16 protein-coding genes and 1 pseudogene are annotated in these 13129 nt (G+C 66.2%); 14 read left to right on the top strand and 3 right to left on the bottom strand.

Annotated features, from left to right (window positions below; genetic code table 11):
• Nucleotides 1-10: 10 nt before the first annotated feature.
• The 4 genes from ACT3S6_RS04610 (at nucleotide 11) to ACT3S6_RS04595 (ending at nucleotide 2727) form a co-directional block, all read left to right on the top strand.
• Nucleotides 11-274, top strand: coding sequence for a phosphoribosyl-ATP diphosphatase (locus ACT3S6_RS04610; RefSeq protein WP_444553986.1), 264 nt, complete (start codon nucleotides 11-13; stop codon nucleotides 272-274).
• 80 nt (nucleotides 275-354) lie between these two features.
• A complete protein-coding gene (gene hisG / locus ACT3S6_RS04605) occupies nucleotides 355-1203 on the top strand; it encodes an ATP phosphoribosyltransferase (protein ID WP_444553985.1) in 849 nt (282 codons plus the stop codon).
• A gap of 11 nt (nucleotides 1204-1214) precedes the next feature.
• Complete coding sequence (hisF, locus tag ACT3S6_RS04600; protein WP_444553984.1) at nucleotides 1215-1985, top strand: imidazole glycerol phosphate synthase subunit HisF; 771 nt, start codon at nucleotides 1215-1217, stop codon at nucleotides 1983-1985.
• Between the two features lie 22 nt (nucleotides 1986-2007).
• A complete protein-coding gene (locus ACT3S6_RS04595) occupies nucleotides 2008-2727 on the top strand; it encodes a GNAT family N-acetyltransferase (RefSeq protein ID WP_444553983.1) in 720 nt (239 codons plus the stop codon).
• A 37-nt stretch (nucleotides 2728-2764) separates the two neighbouring features.
• Here ACT3S6_RS04595 and ACT3S6_RS04590 read toward each other — a convergent pair whose 3' ends face one another.
• Nucleotides 2765-3313 (bottom strand): SRPBCC domain-containing protein, encoded by a 549-nt coding sequence (locus ACT3S6_RS04590; protein WP_444553982.1) that lies wholly within the window; start codon nucleotides 3311-3313, stop codon nucleotides 2765-2767.
• Complete coding sequence (locus ACT3S6_RS04585; RefSeq protein WP_444553981.1) at nucleotides 3310-3666, bottom strand: ArsR/SmtB family transcription factor; 357 nt, start codon at nucleotides 3664-3666, stop codon at nucleotides 3310-3312. The genes ACT3S6_RS04590 and ACT3S6_RS04585 overlap by 4 nt, the downstream gene beginning before the upstream one ends.
• 121 nt (nucleotides 3667-3787) lie before the next feature.
• Here ACT3S6_RS04585 and ACT3S6_RS04580 point away from each other — a divergent pair, with 121 nt between their 5' ends.
• From ACT3S6_RS04580 to ACT3S6_RS04570, 3 genes and pseudogenes are all read left to right on the top strand, one after another.
• The gene (locus tag ACT3S6_RS04580; protein WP_444553980.1) at nucleotides 3788-4570 is read left to right on the top strand and encodes a DUF2785 domain-containing protein; all 783 of its coding nucleotides are present in this window, start codon (nucleotides 3788-3790) and stop codon (nucleotides 4568-4570) included.
• Between the two features lie 59 nt (nucleotides 4571-4629).
• Nucleotides 4630-5610 (top strand): annotated as a pseudogene (locus ACT3S6_RS04575) (squalene cyclase).
• 65 nt (nucleotides 5611-5675) lie between these two features.
• Nucleotides 5676-6035, top strand: a complete 360-nt coding sequence (locus ACT3S6_RS04570; protein ID WP_444553979.1) for a DUF488 domain-containing protein — start codon at nucleotides 5676-5678, stop codon at nucleotides 6033-6035.
• 3 nt (nucleotides 6036-6038) lie between these two features.
• Here ACT3S6_RS04570 and ACT3S6_RS04565 read toward each other — a convergent pair whose 3' ends face one another.
• On the bottom strand, nucleotides 6039-6674 hold the full coding sequence (locus ACT3S6_RS04565) for a TIGR03085 family metal-binding protein (protein WP_444553978.1): 636 nt from the start codon (nucleotides 6672-6674) through the stop codon (nucleotides 6039-6041).
• Nucleotides 6675-6765: 91 nt separating this feature from the next.
• Here ACT3S6_RS04565 and hisI point away from each other — a divergent pair, with 91 nt between their 5' ends.
• From hisI to trpA, 7 genes are all read left to right on the top strand, one after another.
• The gene (hisI, locus tag ACT3S6_RS04560; RefSeq protein ID WP_444553977.1) at nucleotides 6766-7164 is read left to right on the top strand and encodes a phosphoribosyl-AMP cyclohydrolase; all 399 of its coding nucleotides are present in this window, start codon (nucleotides 6766-6768) and stop codon (nucleotides 7162-7164) included.
• Nucleotides 7165-7197: 33 nt separating this feature from the next.
• Entirely contained in the window at nucleotides 7198-8754 is a 1557-nt protein-coding gene (locus ACT3S6_RS04555; protein ID WP_444553976.1) for an anthranilate synthase component I, read from the top strand.
• Nucleotides 8751-9473, top strand: coding sequence for a Trp biosynthesis-associated membrane protein (locus ACT3S6_RS04550; protein WP_444553975.1), 723 nt, complete (start codon nucleotides 8751-8753; stop codon nucleotides 9471-9473). Before ACT3S6_RS04555 ends, ACT3S6_RS04550 begins: the two co-directional genes overlap by 4 nt.
• A gap of 122 nt (nucleotides 9474-9595) precedes the next feature.
• Entirely contained in the window at nucleotides 9596-9865 is a 270-nt protein-coding gene (locus tag ACT3S6_RS04545) for an HGxxPAAW family protein (protein WP_444553974.1), read from the top strand.
• A 2-nt stretch (nucleotides 9866-9867) separates the two neighbouring features.
• Entirely contained in the window at nucleotides 9868-10698 is an 831-nt protein-coding gene (gene trpC / locus ACT3S6_RS04540) for an indole-3-glycerol phosphate synthase TrpC (RefSeq protein ID WP_444553973.1), read from the top strand.
• A 47-nt stretch (nucleotides 10699-10745) separates the two neighbouring features.
• The gene (gene trpB / locus ACT3S6_RS04535; protein ID WP_444553972.1) at nucleotides 10746-12047 is read left to right on the top strand and encodes a tryptophan synthase subunit beta; all 1302 of its coding nucleotides are present in this window, start codon (nucleotides 10746-10748) and stop codon (nucleotides 12045-12047) included.
• The gene (gene trpA, locus ACT3S6_RS04530) at nucleotides 12044-12841 is read left to right on the top strand and encodes a tryptophan synthase subunit alpha (RefSeq protein WP_444553971.1); all 798 of its coding nucleotides are present in this window, start codon (nucleotides 12044-12046) and stop codon (nucleotides 12839-12841) included. Before trpB ends, trpA begins: the two co-directional genes overlap by 4 nt.
• Nucleotides 12842-13129 lie beyond the last annotated feature (288 nt).

Below are 13129 nucleotides of genomic sequence, written 5' to 3'. Positions count from 1 at the left end.
GGCTTGAAGGGTGAAAACCTTTGACACCCTCTTTGCCGAACTGGCCGAAAAGGCACAAACCCGACCCTCGGGTTCCCGCACCATCACGGAGCTGGATTCGGGTGTCCACGGCATCGGCAAGAAGATCGTGGAAGAAGCAGCCGAAGTCTGGATGGCCGCCGAATACGAGACCGACGAGGAAGCAGCCGAGGAGATCTCGCAGCTGCTGTACCACCTGCAGGTCATGATGCTGGCCAAGGGACTGTCGCTGGAAGACGTCTACAAGCATCTCTAGCCGCCCGACCCCGCACTCGGCGGGGTCGGCGGCCCAGGGAGCCCAGACCACCGAAAACCAGCACAGAAAAGAGCACCGCCATGTTGCGAGTAGCCGTACCGAATAAAGGCGCCCTCTCGGAGGCCGCCACCGCCATGCTCAACGAATCCGGGTACCGCCAGCGCCGCGACAACCGCGAACTGGTCATGGTCGATCCGGACAATGACATCGAATTCTTCTATCTCCGTCCCCGGGACATCGCCGTCTACGTCGGACGCGGCATCCTCGACGTGGGCATCACCGGCCGTGATCTGTTCGTCGATGCCGGGGTCAACGGAGATGCCGAGGAACTCCTTCCGCTGGGACTCGGCGCCTCGACCTTCCGCTTCGCAGGACCCGTCGGGGACTTCTCATCCGTCGAACAGCTCGAAGGCAAGCGCGTGGCGACCAGCTACGACGTGTTGCTGAAGAGCTACCTCGAGGAACGGGGGATCGACGCGGCCGTGGTCCGTCTGGACGGCGCCGTGGAATCCTCGGTACGACTCGGTGTCGCCGACGCCATCGCCGACGTCGTGGAAACGGGCAGCACCCTGCGCGCGGCCGGCATGGAGACCTTCGGCGAAGCCATCCTGGAGTCCGAGGCCGTGCTCATCGGACGGACCGGCGAACACCCCCACGGGTTGGAGATCCTCACCCGCCGACTGCAGGGCGTCCTGGTGGCCCGCCGCTACGCGATGCTCGACTACGACATCCGCAAGGACCTCGTCTCCCGGGCGTGCGCCTTGACTCCGGGCCTGGAATCACCCACGGTCTCCCCGCTGCACGACGGCGACTGGGTGGCGGTGCGTTCGATGGTGAAACAGGCCCAGGCCAACAACATCATGGACGAACTCTATGAGCTGGGCGCCCGCGCCATCCTCGTGACCAACATCCACGCCATCCGTATTTAGGGGATCCACCCGTGACTGTAGCCATCCGTGTCATCCCCTGCCTCGATGTCGATGCAGGACGTGTCGTCAAGGGCGTGAACTTCGAGGGCCTGCGCGATGCCGGGGATCCCGTGGAACTGGCCCAGCGTTACAACGCAGCAGGAGCCGATGAACTGACGTTCCTGGATGTGACCGCCACCTCCGGGGACCGGGAAACCACGTTCGACGTCGTACGCACCACCGCCGAAGAGGTCTTCATCCCGTTGACCGTCGGCGGCGGGGTCCGCTCGGTCGAGGATGTCGACCGCCTGCTGCGCGCCGGGGCCGACAAGGCGTCGATCAACACGGCGGCCGTGAAGCGTCCGGAGGTGATCCGGGAGATCACCGAGCGATTCGGCTCCCAGGTCCTGGTCCTCTCGGTCGACGCCAAGCGCAGCAGCGACCCCTCGCTGCCCTCTGGTTTCGAAGTCACCACCCATGGGGGGCGGACCGGTACCGGGATCGACGCCGTGGACTGGGCCCGTGAGGCGGCCGACGGCGGGGTGGGTGAGATCCTGTTGAACTCGATCGACGCCGACGGGACCAAGAACGGATTCGACCTCGAAATGATCTCCGCCGTCCGCGCGGCGGTCAACGTGCCGCTCATCGCCTCCGGCGGTGCCGGGGCACCCGCGGATTTCCCGCCGGCAGTGGCCGCCGGAGCCGATGCGGTGCTGGCGGCGTCGATCTTCCATTTCGGCCCGGTCGATATGATCGCCCAGGTCAAACAAGCCATCAAGGAGGCAGGTTATCCTGTTCGCTGAACCAGAAGAGCTAGACCGGCTGATGGATGCCGCCTGGCCGGCTCTTGAAAAGAGCGCCGTCGGAGGGTGGACCCTGCGTTTTTCCGCCGGCATCAGCCAGCGCGCCAATTCCGTGCTCCCGGTTGCCGCACCCAATGACCTCGATGCCGCTCTCGAGGAGGTCGAGACGCGCAGTGCCGCGCGCTGGCTGAACTCGACCTTCCAGATCTCCCCGTCGGCCCAGCCCGCCGATCTGGATGCCTATCTGGCGGCCCGCGGCTATACCGTGGGCACGCCGACCCTGGTCCAGGTCATGGACGGCTCGGAACTGGACCGTTTCGCCGAGATCGTCCCCGACGTACGCCTGGAATTCACCGACGAACCCCCGCAGGACTGGCTGGAGCTGTTCTGGTACCAGGACGGCCCCGCCGCCGAGGACGACCGGGCGGTATCCCGCCGCATCCTCACAGGGGTGCCGGCGACCTACATCTCGTTGCGGGTGGACGGACGCATCGAATCGATCGCCCGGTTGGCCATCGTGGAGAACCACGGCGGCATCTACTGTGTCACCACGCGCCCCGAAGCCAGGCGCCGGGGGTATTCGCGGCTGGTGATGGAAGCCGTCCTGCATGAGGCCTACCGCCGTGAACTGGACGGTGTCTGGCTGCAGGTCCGGGAGTCCAATGTGGGGGCCATCGTGCTCTACAACGCCTTGGGCTTCAGCACCGCATCCACCTATCATTACCGCACCCGCGCCCTCTAGGCTTCTTCAGCACCACGGCGCCCCCTGCCGGCGGCGGTCATGTCGTCGGTGGCGGGAGCGAGGGGGCATCCTTCGCCCACGATCCTTGGCCAGTGGCCGGGACACCCGGCCCATGACTGGTGTTCCGGGGCAACAACTCGTTGTACCTTTCGGACCATCCGGACGCCCGATGGCCGTTCAGGTCCGTATCGAGGTGGTCCAGATGCGTGTGCCAGCCCGCCGCATACCCAGGCAGGTCTTCCGGGCGTAGTGAAGCGTGGGTCAAGACCACCCGGGTGTCGGTGCCGGTATCGGAGCGGTGGACGTCCACCTGCGTGGTCCCCTCACCGGGGGATTCCCAAGTGGCCGTGAGCTGGTCGGGTTCGCGGCAGGTGGTGATCCGGCCGGACGTGGTCTCGCCGTCTCCGAAGTCAAGACCGTATCGGCCGTGCTCCCGCATATCACCGGTCACGGCGCCCAGCCACCGGGCCAGCCGTTGGGGGTCGGTGAAGGCCTGCCAGAGGTCTTCCCGGCCCAAGGCATAGTGGCGGACGAATCGTACGCTGCGGTTCTCCGCATCGATGTCACCTTCGGAATCCGTGGTCATGAGATGTCCTCCTCGATGAGCTCGTCCACTGCGTTTGCGGGTCTTCCCCGGAATAGTTCCGTGTCCAGGGCGTCCAGGCGTTGGTGCCAGAAGCTGCGCACGTCCTGAAGCCAGGTGGCGACGACATCCAAGGTGGCCCGATCCAAGTGATATCGGCGCTGGGCGCCGTGGTTGGTGCACACCGCCACCCCGGATTCACGCAATAGGCGGAGGTGGCGCGATGTCGCCGGTTGGCTGATCCCGAACTCGACGTGCAACGCCTGGGCGATTTCTCCCGCGGGCCGTTCACCACCGCCGAGCAGCTCGACGATGCGACGACGGACCGGGTCGGCCAACACCTGAAAGACATCCACTCATCGAACATTGTGCATTTGGTTATATAACACAAGGGGTAATTCCTGGAATCGAAACGGGTCCTCCTGGCCACCAGCATCCAGGCTGTGCCATGGGACGGCTGCGTGTTAGTTTCAGGGAATGTCCCAGCCGAACGGAAATATTTACGAGGCGGAGATCGCCGGGCTCCTCGACGACCTCAGCTCGCCGGACCCCCTCATCAGGGACGGGGAGTCGCTGGGCAGGCTCTACGAAATACTGGATTCGCCGGCTGTTTCTCCGGCACAACGCAGGCGGGTCGGCTCGACCGCGGTGCAACGACTGGCCGACCCTCGCGTGGAAGTGCGGAGCTTCGCCGCCTTGGTGCTGATCCCACTCATCCTCCACGACGCTGCTGAACCCGGGTGGTTCGACGATTTCGCGACCTGGTACGCCACCGAAGAAGAAACCACCGGATACGACGACGTCCGCGGGTGGCTCCATGCCGTGGCCCACGGGGCGGACGTGCTCGGTGCCTTCGGATGGATGGCCCGGGAATCACCGCGGCCCGCCCTTGACCTGGCGGCCCTGAGGATGCTGCACCAGGGCCCGGGGATCTGGCGCGACCAGGAGGACGACCGGCGGGGGTATGCCTTGGCCATCACCCTGGCGAATCCGCGTCTCACCCCGGACGATGCCCTCTCCTGGCTGGATCCCCTCGAAGAAGCATTCCTGCGGGCCGACTCCGGGCCCGTGCCCGCCTTCGTCTCCAACTCGATCCGGACGCTCCGCGTGGTCCAGCTGCTGACGGACGAAGAAATGTCGTACCAGGGCCGGGGGGTTCGTGTCCGGCATTCCACCGCGGTAGGGCAGCGGATCCGCGATGTCCTCCATCTGGCCTCCCCATGGATGTGGAACCCGGCCGGGGCATCGGGGCAGCAGTGACCGCAGGATGGCCGCGGATCCCCCTTTCCCCGCGGCGGCCCCGGCGGTAACCTGCAGGAATGGCAACCGGACCGGAGATGCTCGACTGGCTTCTGGACTCGGATCCTGCCTTGCGTTGGCAGGTCCAGAGGGATGTTGCCGGCGCGCATCCGGCGGTGTGGAAGGAAACGCGATCACGGATCGCCACCGCGGGTTACGGTGCCCGCCTGCTCTCGAAGCAGGACCCGGATGGCCAATGGGCCGGGGGAGCCTACTTTCCTGCAGGGTTCTTGGGCAGTGCCGAGGCCAGGGAACCGGGACAGCCCTGGACGGCGACCACCTGGGCGCTGAAGGACCTGCGCGACTGGGGGCTGGAGGCCGGCGTGTTGGCAGGAACCGCCGAAAAACTCGACAGGAACAGCACCTGGGAATATGACGACCTGCCCTATTGGGGCGGCGAGGTCGATGTCTGCATCAATTCGTTCACACTGGCAAACGGCGCGTGGCTCGGGGCTGATGTCTCATGACTCATCGAGTGGTTTCCTGCCTACCGGCTGGCCGATGGTGGCTGGAATTGTGAAGCAGAAGAAGGGAACTCGATTCGATCGTCCGTGCACTCGACGCTCAACGCCGTGCGCGGCCTGCTCGCCCACGAGCAGCTGACGGGCGACACCTCGCTGCGGGCCGCCCGCCACGGGGGCGAGGAGTACCTGCTGGAACGACGACTTCTCTACCGGGCCACGACCGGGGAACCCATCGGGGATTTCGTCTCCGAGTTCCTCCATCCGAGCCGCCACCGGTACAGCGCCCTTGCCGCACTGGAACATTTCCGGGAGGTGGCACTGCTGGAAGGCACCGCGCCGGATCCCCGGCTGGCCGACGCAATCGAGGTGGTCCGTGCCGCCCGGACGGCAGACGCGACGTGGCGCCAGGCGGCGCGGCTGCTCGGCGCCACGTGGTTCGACGTCGATGTGCCGCCCGGTGAACCGTCGAAATGGTTGACCTGGTCCGGCCTGCGGGTACTCGATTGGTGGGAACCAGACGCCGGGGAGCGGGACTGATTAGGGGCGTTCACCTCGGGGCCCAGCCGGGGTATGCTCCGAGAAAAGCCATCCGAGGAGGGGCAATGCCACTGAATGTGTGGGTCCGAAGAGTCCAGGAGGAGCCCGGCCACAACGACGGCACCAGGGTCCTGGTGGACCGGATCTGGCCGCGGGGGGTGAAGAAGGCGGATGCCGCGCTCGACGATTGGAACAAGGACGTGGCCCCGTCGACGGAACTACGCAAATGGTATGGGCACGATCCGGAGAAGTTCGAGGAGTTCGCCAGGAAATACCGTTCCGAACTCGATTCCGACGAAGGCCGGGCCGCACTCGAAAAGCTGAAGGACAGCGTGCGCGGCAAACGGCTCACGCTGTTGTCCGCCACCAAGGACATCGACCATAGCCAGGCGGCCGTCCTGGCCAGGATCCTGGAAGAATCCTAGAAGCTACTGTTCGGAGCTGGAGAAGAGGGCCAGCGCGTCGGGGGACCCTTCGAAGGTCACCAACGCGTGTTCGCGTCGTCCGATGGCATGCATCAGCAGCTCTCCGGGGTCCCCGGTGATGGCCACGGAGGTGGACGCCTTGCGGACGACGTGGCGTTGTCCCTCCGGCCGGCGCAGGATGATGCCCACGTCGGTGCCCCGGTAGAAGACCGCCGCCTGACGGATCAGGGACTCCCACAGGACATCCGCGTAATCGGTGTCCAGCACACGCGGGGCCCACCGATCCATGGCCCGGCGGACGTCCTCGGCATGGACGAAGAATTCGATGAGGTTCGCGGCATGGCCCACGGACGGAAGGGCCAACGGAGACAGCGCGGAGGGGCCTCGGCGGAACCGGTCCACCAACTCCGCATAATGTCCGGGATCCTCGGCCCGACGGGCCGCCTGCTGCAATCGGCGTTCCATGGGGGCACGAAACGCCCCGATGGCGATGCCCGCAGCCCAAAGGCTGTGTTCGCGCAGAACCAGATGTGCCGCCAGGTGTCGTGTCTTCCAACCGGCGCACAACGTCGCCTCGTCCGGGCCGGCTGCCAGCAGGACTTCGGCGAGGACTTCACGGGACGGGTGTACGTATCGCATTACCCCGAAGCTAGCACGTTCCGGGGCCTACGGCCCGGTACCCGAGTCACCGACTGCGTGGCGCGAGTCCACGGCCAGTAGACTGGAGGCGATGCCGCAGAACCCAGCCCCCCGGAGTCCGGATCCCGCACTCGATCCCGAGATCGCTGCGGGCCTCAAACGAGACGCCGACGGCCTGGTGGCCGCCATCATCCAACAACACGACACCGCCGAGGTGCTGATGCTCGGATGGATGGACGACGAGGCCCTGCGCCGGACCCTGACGAGCGGGCGGGTCACCTTCTGGTCCCGATCACGCCAGAGCTACTGGCGCAAGGGCGACACCTCGGGGCACCAGCAACTGGTGCGCTCGGTAGCCCGCGATTGCGACGGGGATGCGCTGCTGGTCCAGGTCCATCAGATCGGGGCCGCCTGCCATACCGGAACGCGGACTTGTTTCGACGGCCGGGCCCTTCCCGCCGTCGAAGGACCGTCCGCGGCCAACGTATGAAGCTTCCAACGACGCAAGGAAATCCAGTACAGCATGCATGAATTCGGGGTTGTTTCCCCCACTCTCGAGGAATTCCGTGAACTGGCGCGGGGTCGCAGCGTCATCCCGGTGAACCTGCGCGTCCTGGCCGATACCGTCACGCCCATCGCCGTCTACGAACGACTCGCGGGCGGCCGGCCGGGCACCTTCCTGCTGGAAAGCGCCGCAGCGGGGGGTGTCTGGAGCCGCTATTCCTTCATCGGATGCGGTTCCTCGGCGACGTTGACCACCCGTGGGGGCCAGGCCCACTGGATCGGGACCCCTCCGGCCGGGGTCCCGACCGAGGGGACCCCGGTGGAGGTCCTGCGGGATACGGTGGCCCGGTTGCGCACCGAACCCCTCGACGGACTGCCCCCGTTCACCTCGGGAATGGTCGGTTTCATCGGGTGGGACAGCGTGCGCCATTGGGAGAAGCTGCCCGACCCCCCACCCGATGACCTGGGCCTGCCGGAGCTGGCGATGAACCTCGTGGCGGATATGGCAGTTCTGGACAACCGCGACTCCACGCTCACCCTCATCGCCAATGCGATCAACCAGGACGGGGCCGACACGGGGGTCGATGAAGCCTACGCCGACGCCGTGTCCCGGCTGCACGTCATGCTCGGGAACTTGACCGACACCGCGCCGGGATCGGCGACCGTCTTCTCCGGGAACCGGATCCCCACCGCCGAGCTCATGGCGGCAGTCACCGAAAGCTGGGATGAAGACGGCTACCGCCAGGCCATCCTGCGCGGGAAGGAAGCAATCGTCGATGGGGAGGTCTTCCAGGTGGTGGTCTCCCGACGGTTCGAACTCGACTGCGCCGCTGACCCGCTGGATGTATACCGGATCCTGCGCACCACCAACCCGAGCCCGTACATGTACCTCTACAACCTCGAGGATGCCGACGGCGATACCTACGCGGTGGTCGGATCCTCGCCGGAGGCGCTGGTCACCGTCAACGAACGTCACGTCGTCACCCACCCCATCGCCGGCTCACGGCCCCGCGGGGAGACCTACGAAGACGACGCCCTCCATGAGAAGGACCTGCTCTCCGATGAGAAGGAGCGTGCCGAGCACCTCATGTTGGTGGATCTGAGCCGCAATGACCTCTCGAAGGTCTGCGAGCCCGGGAGCGTCGAGGTCACCCAGTTCATGGAGGTCGAGCGTTTCAGCCACATCATGCACCTGGTTTCCAACGTCGTCGGACGCCTGGAACCACAGGCCACCGCCTATGACGTGTTGGCGGCCACCTTCCCCGCAGGCACGCTGTCCGGGGCTCCGAAACCCCGGGCCCTTCGACTGCTCGACGAGTTCGAACCCCACCGCCGAGGCGTCTATGGCGGCGTCGTGGGCTACCTGGATTTCGCCGGGGACATGGACCTGGCCATCGCGATCCGCTCGGCCCTGTTGAAGGACGGAAGGGCCTACGTCCAGGCCGGTGGCGGGATCGTCGCCGATTCCGACCCGGATGGCGAGTCGTTGGAAAGCATCAACAAGGCGGCGGCACCGCTTCGGGCCGTCTGGGCCGCCCGGACCCTGCAGCCGGCTGTCCCCGAGGAGGACGCATGAGCCAGACCAACACCCCAACCAGCGACCAGGACCCTGAACGAAAGGTGATCGGACGCTGGATGTCCAAACGCATGGTCGTCTCCGCCGGCGTCATCGGGGCCATTGCCGCCCTGGCGATGAGCACCCGGACCTGGGTCCGGGTCATTCCATCCAGCGGCGCCATCAACGTACAGCCCTTCGATGTCTCCGGTGATGATGCCGCAACGGCAGTGGCGGCTCTGGCCGTGGTCGTGCTGGCAGGTTCGGTCGCCGCGGCGATCGCCGGACGGATGGCCCGATGGATCATCGCCGTATTGATCCTCCTCTCGGGGTTGGGGATCGCCGCTTCGGCGATCAGCGCCCTCTCCGACCCGGTCGCCGCCTCCGTTTCGACGGTGGGCGCGGCCGCAGGGACGCTGAGGGTCAACGGTGACTACCAATTGACGTTCTGGCCGTGGCTGACGGTGGTCATCGGAGTCTGGATCATGGCCACCGCCGTGTGGTTGGCCGTGGCCGGGCACCGGTGGAAGACGAGCCGGAAATACACTCCCGCACCGGCCACGCAGGCCGTTGCCACCCCGGTTGCGGACACGGTCGCCGGGGACGCGGCCCCGGCCACGGCGCAGCGCCCCGGGAGCGGGGCTCCGACCTCGTCCGAGGAACAGCCCGAGGACGAGGAGTCGATGGACGAAATCGACGGTTGGGACAGCCTGACCCGGGGCGAGGACCCCACGGGTTAGCCACACCCGGGTACGCGTGGGGCAACATGGCCTCATCGCAGCCAAAAGAATGGCAGAATGGAACACAGTTTGGCCCCGAATGAGACCGGGGATACTTGAGGCACTGAGGAGTAGATCAGATCATGGCAAGCAACACGACCGTCCAGACAGAACACGGCCCGGACCCGGTTCTCACCGAGCCCGTGGGACACGGAAACAGCATCGCCGCCTGGACGGGCGTCGGAATCATCTTCATCGGCTTCCTGATCGGCAGCATCTCCTTCGCACTCTACGCCGAGGTCGGTGTCTACATCGGCGTCGCCATCATCATCTTGGGCCTGATCGCCGGCTTGGTCATGCGCATCATCGGGTTCGGCGTCGGCGGACACCGGTCCAACAACGACGGACACTAGTCGTGAGTGTTCTCGAGGACATCATTTCCGGAGTTCGCGAGGACCTGCACGATCGAAGGTTGCGGGTCGGCGACGCCGCCATCAGGGCCCGTGCCCAGGCGGCACCGCCAGCCCGCGACGCCCTCGCCGCCCTGGGGGGCCACGTCGATCCCTCCCGACGCGATCAGGTGCTCCATGTGATCTCCGAGGTCAAACGGCGCAGCCCCTCCAAGGGGGCGCTGGCCGATATCCCCGAACCGGCCGTTCTGGCCCGTCAGTACCGCGATGGGGGAGCATCGGTGATTTCGGTGCTCACCGAACAACGCCGTTTCGGCGGGTCCCTGGCCGATTTCGATGCCGTCCGGGCCGCCGTGGACACCCCCCTTCTGCGCAAGGACTTCACCGTCGATGCCTACCAGATCCACGAGGCCCGCGCCCACGGCGCCGATCTGGTCCTGCTGATCGTTGCCGCCCTGGACGACGAGGAACTGGGCAGCTTCCTCGACCTGACCCACGACCTGGGCATGAACGCCCTGGTGGAGACGCATACCGCCGAGGAAGTCGAGCGGGCCGTGCGCGTCGGCGCCCGCATCATCGGTGTCAACGTCCGCAACCTCAAGACCCTCGACGTGGACCGGGAAACGTTCGCCCGGCTCTCCGGGGACATCCCGGACTCGGTGGTCATCGTCGCCGAATCGGGGATCCGTGGCCGCGAGGACGTCGCGCTCTACGGCTCCCACGGGGCGGATGCGGTGCTGGTCGGCGAGGCACTGGTCAAGGACAACGACCCACTCACCGCCCTGCGCTCGTTCATCGAGGTCGGCAGCGCGGCCAAGCCCCCGCGTGGACGCTGACCCACCCCGGACAGCCCTCACCACGCCTGAACGAAGGAAGGCCACGCATGAGCCAGACCCCAGAAGATCCCGCGGCTTCCGCGGAGCACCCCGCCGATGCCTTCCTGGCCGAGGGCAGGAGCCTGCGCCACGCCCCGGGCCCGTACTTCGGTGATTTCGGCGGCCGTTGGATGCCCGAGTCGCTGATCGCGGCCCTGGACGAACTGAACGATACGTTCGAGAAGGCGAAGGCCGACCCGGAGTTCATCGACGAAGTCACCGAGTTGAACCGCAACTACTCCGGACGTCCCTCGTTGCTGACCGAGGCCAAGCGCTTCTCCGAACACGCCGGGGGTGTGCGGGTCTTCCTCAAACGTGAGGACCTGAACCACACCGGTAGCCATAAGATCAACAACGTCATCGGCCAGGCGCTCCTGGCCAAGCGGATGGGCAAGACCCGCATCATCGCCGAAACCGGGGCCGGTCAGCACGGGGTCGCCAGTGCCACCGCCGCCGCCCTCATGGGCATGGAATGCGTGGTGTACATGGGGGCCGAGGACACCCGTCGGCAATCCCTGAACGTGGCACGGATGCGTCTGCTGGGCGCCGAGGTGGTACCGGTGACCGCCGGTTCCCAGACGCTGAAGGACGCGATCAACGAGGCCCTGAGGGATTGGGTCGCCAACGTCGACAACACCCACTACCTGTTGGGAACAGCTGCCGGGGCCCACCCGTTCCCGGCCATGGTCCGCTACTTCCACGAGGTCATCGGCGAGGAGGCCCGCGAACAGATCATCGCCCAGACCGGCCGGCTGCCCGATGCCGTCTGCGCCTGCATCGGGGGCGGCTCCAATGCCATCGGGATCTTCCACGGATTCCTCGACGACCCCTCCGTGGCGATCTATGGCTTTGAAGCGGGAGGCGATGGCGTCGACACCGACCGCCATGCGGCCACCATCACCTTGGGGCGTCCGGGCGTGTTGCACGGAGCCCGCAGCTACCTCATGCAGGACGAGGACGGCCAGACCATCGAATCGCACTCGATCTCGGCGGGACTGGACTACCCCGGCGTCGGCCCGGAACACTCCTACCTGCATGACATCGGCCGGGTCACCTACGAACCGGTCACCGATACCGAGGCCATGGATGCCTTCAGCCTGCTCTCGCGGACCGAAGGCATCATCCCCGCGATCGAATCGGCACATGCCCTGGCCGGGGCCTTGCGCGTCGGCCGGAAGCTTGCCGAAACGGCGGCGGATCCGCAGGAGAAGACGATCATCGTGAACCTTTCGGGCCGCGGTGATAAGGATGTGGGGACCGCTGCCGAATGGTTCCACCTCATCGACACGGACGAAGGGGCAGAAAAATGACCCGTATGACTTCAGAAGCAGCCATTGAGCGGGCCCGCAGCCAGGGCCGTCCGGCACTGATTGCCTACCTGCCCGCCGGCTTCCCCGATATCCAGACCACCATCGACGCAGCGGTAGCCGTCGCCGAAAACGGCGCCGACATCATCGAGGTGGGCATCCCCTACTCTGATCCGGTCATGGACGGGGCGGTCATCCAGGCAGCCACCGTGCAATCGCTGGCCCAGGGATTCCGCGTCGCCCAGGTCTTCGACATCGTCCGCGGTATTACCGAGCGTTGCGATGCCGCGGTGATGGTCATGACCTATTGGAACCCGGTACTACGCCTCGGTGTTGACGAGTTCTCTCGTCGCCTGGCAGAAGCAGGTGGTGCGGGACTGATCACCCCTGACCTCGTGCCCGACGAAGCCTCCGAATGGTTCGAGGCCTCCGATCAATACGGTCTCGACCGGGTCTTCCTCGTTGCCCCGAGTTCCACCCCCGAACGCATGCGCGCCACGGTGGAAGCCAGTCGCGGCTTCGTCTACTGCGTATCGATCATGGGGGTCACCGGAGCCCGGACTTCGGTCTCCTCCGCCGCCCAGGCCGTCGTTGATGCCGCGCACGAGGCGGGAGCGCCACGGGCTTGCGTCGGACTCGGGGTCTCCAAAGCCGAGCACGTCCGTGAAATAGGTGCCTACGCAGACGGCGTCATCGTCGGCACCGCTCTGGTAGCCGCCCTGCGCGACGGTGGGGTCAAAGCCGTGGCCGCGCTGGCCGCCGAATTGAGTGGACGCACCGCTTCTGCGGGTTCCTGACGAGCGGGACGACGGCGGAGCCCAGCTGTCGTCCCGCGCCCCGGCCTTCCCGAGGCCGGACGCGCCCTACGCAAAAAAATCAGTCGGCCCCTCCTCCGTCAGCCAAACTACTGCTACTCTAAAAAAACGGTTTTCCTCCGACGGGCCAGCACCCGTTCGCGGAGAAGATGCGGATGCAGCCTCACCGTCACCACGAGTCGACGCGGCCACACTTCACGATGATGTGAGCCACCGATACGACGCCGAACCGGATCCCCAGGTTTTCTGCGACGCTCGGTCGAAGGCCCT

The sequence above is a fragment of the Arthrobacter sp. AOP36-C1-22 genome (assembly GCF_052377515.1).
Classification (GTDB): Bacteria; Actinomycetota; Actinomycetes; order Actinomycetales; family Micrococcaceae; genus Arthrobacter_H.
This window is presented reverse-complemented; position numbering and strand designations above follow the sequence as displayed.

Excerpts from the sequence above, each read along its gene's own strand:
- hisG (WP_444553985.1), top strand. The coding sequence starts at position 355 with ATGTTGCGAGTAGCCGTACCGAATAAAGGCGCCCTCTCGGAGGCCGCC.
- ACT3S6_RS04595 (WP_444553983.1), top strand. The coding sequence starts at position 2,008 with ATGGATGCCGCCTGGCCGGCTCTTGAAAAGAGCGCCGTCGGAGGGTGG.
- ACT3S6_RS04590 (WP_444553982.1), bottom strand. The coding sequence starts at position 3,313 with ATGACCACGGATTCCGAAGGTGACATCGATGCGGAGAACCGCAGCGTA.
- ACT3S6_RS04580 (WP_444553980.1), top strand. The coding sequence starts at position 3,788 with ATGTCCCAGCCGAACGGAAATATTTACGAGGCGGAGATCGCCGGGCTC.
- ACT3S6_RS04570 (WP_444553979.1), top strand. The coding sequence starts at position 5,676 with ATGCCACTGAATGTGTGGGTCCGAAGAGTCCAGGAGGAGCCCGGCCAC.
- ACT3S6_RS04565 (WP_444553978.1), bottom strand. The coding sequence starts at position 6,674 with ATGCGATACGTACACCCGTCCCGTGAAGTCCTCGCCGAAGTCCTGCTG.
- hisI (WP_444553977.1), top strand. The coding sequence starts at position 6,766 with ATGCCGCAGAACCCAGCCCCCCGGAGTCCGGATCCCGCACTCGATCCC.
- ACT3S6_RS04555 (WP_444553976.1), top strand. The coding sequence starts at position 7,198 with ATGCATGAATTCGGGGTTGTTTCCCCCACTCTCGAGGAATTCCGTGAA.
- ACT3S6_RS04550 (WP_444553975.1), top strand. The coding sequence starts at position 8,751 with ATGAGCCAGACCAACACCCCAACCAGCGACCAGGACCCTGAACGAAAG.
- ACT3S6_RS04545 (WP_444553974.1), top strand. The coding sequence starts at position 9,596 with ATGGCAAGCAACACGACCGTCCAGACAGAACACGGCCCGGACCCGGTT.
- trpB (WP_444553972.1), top strand. The coding sequence starts at position 10,746 with ATGAGCCAGACCCCAGAAGATCCCGCGGCTTCCGCGGAGCACCCCGCC.
- trpA (WP_444553971.1), top strand. The coding sequence starts at position 12,044 with ATGACCCGTATGACTTCAGAAGCAGCCATTGAGCGGGCCCGCAGCCAG.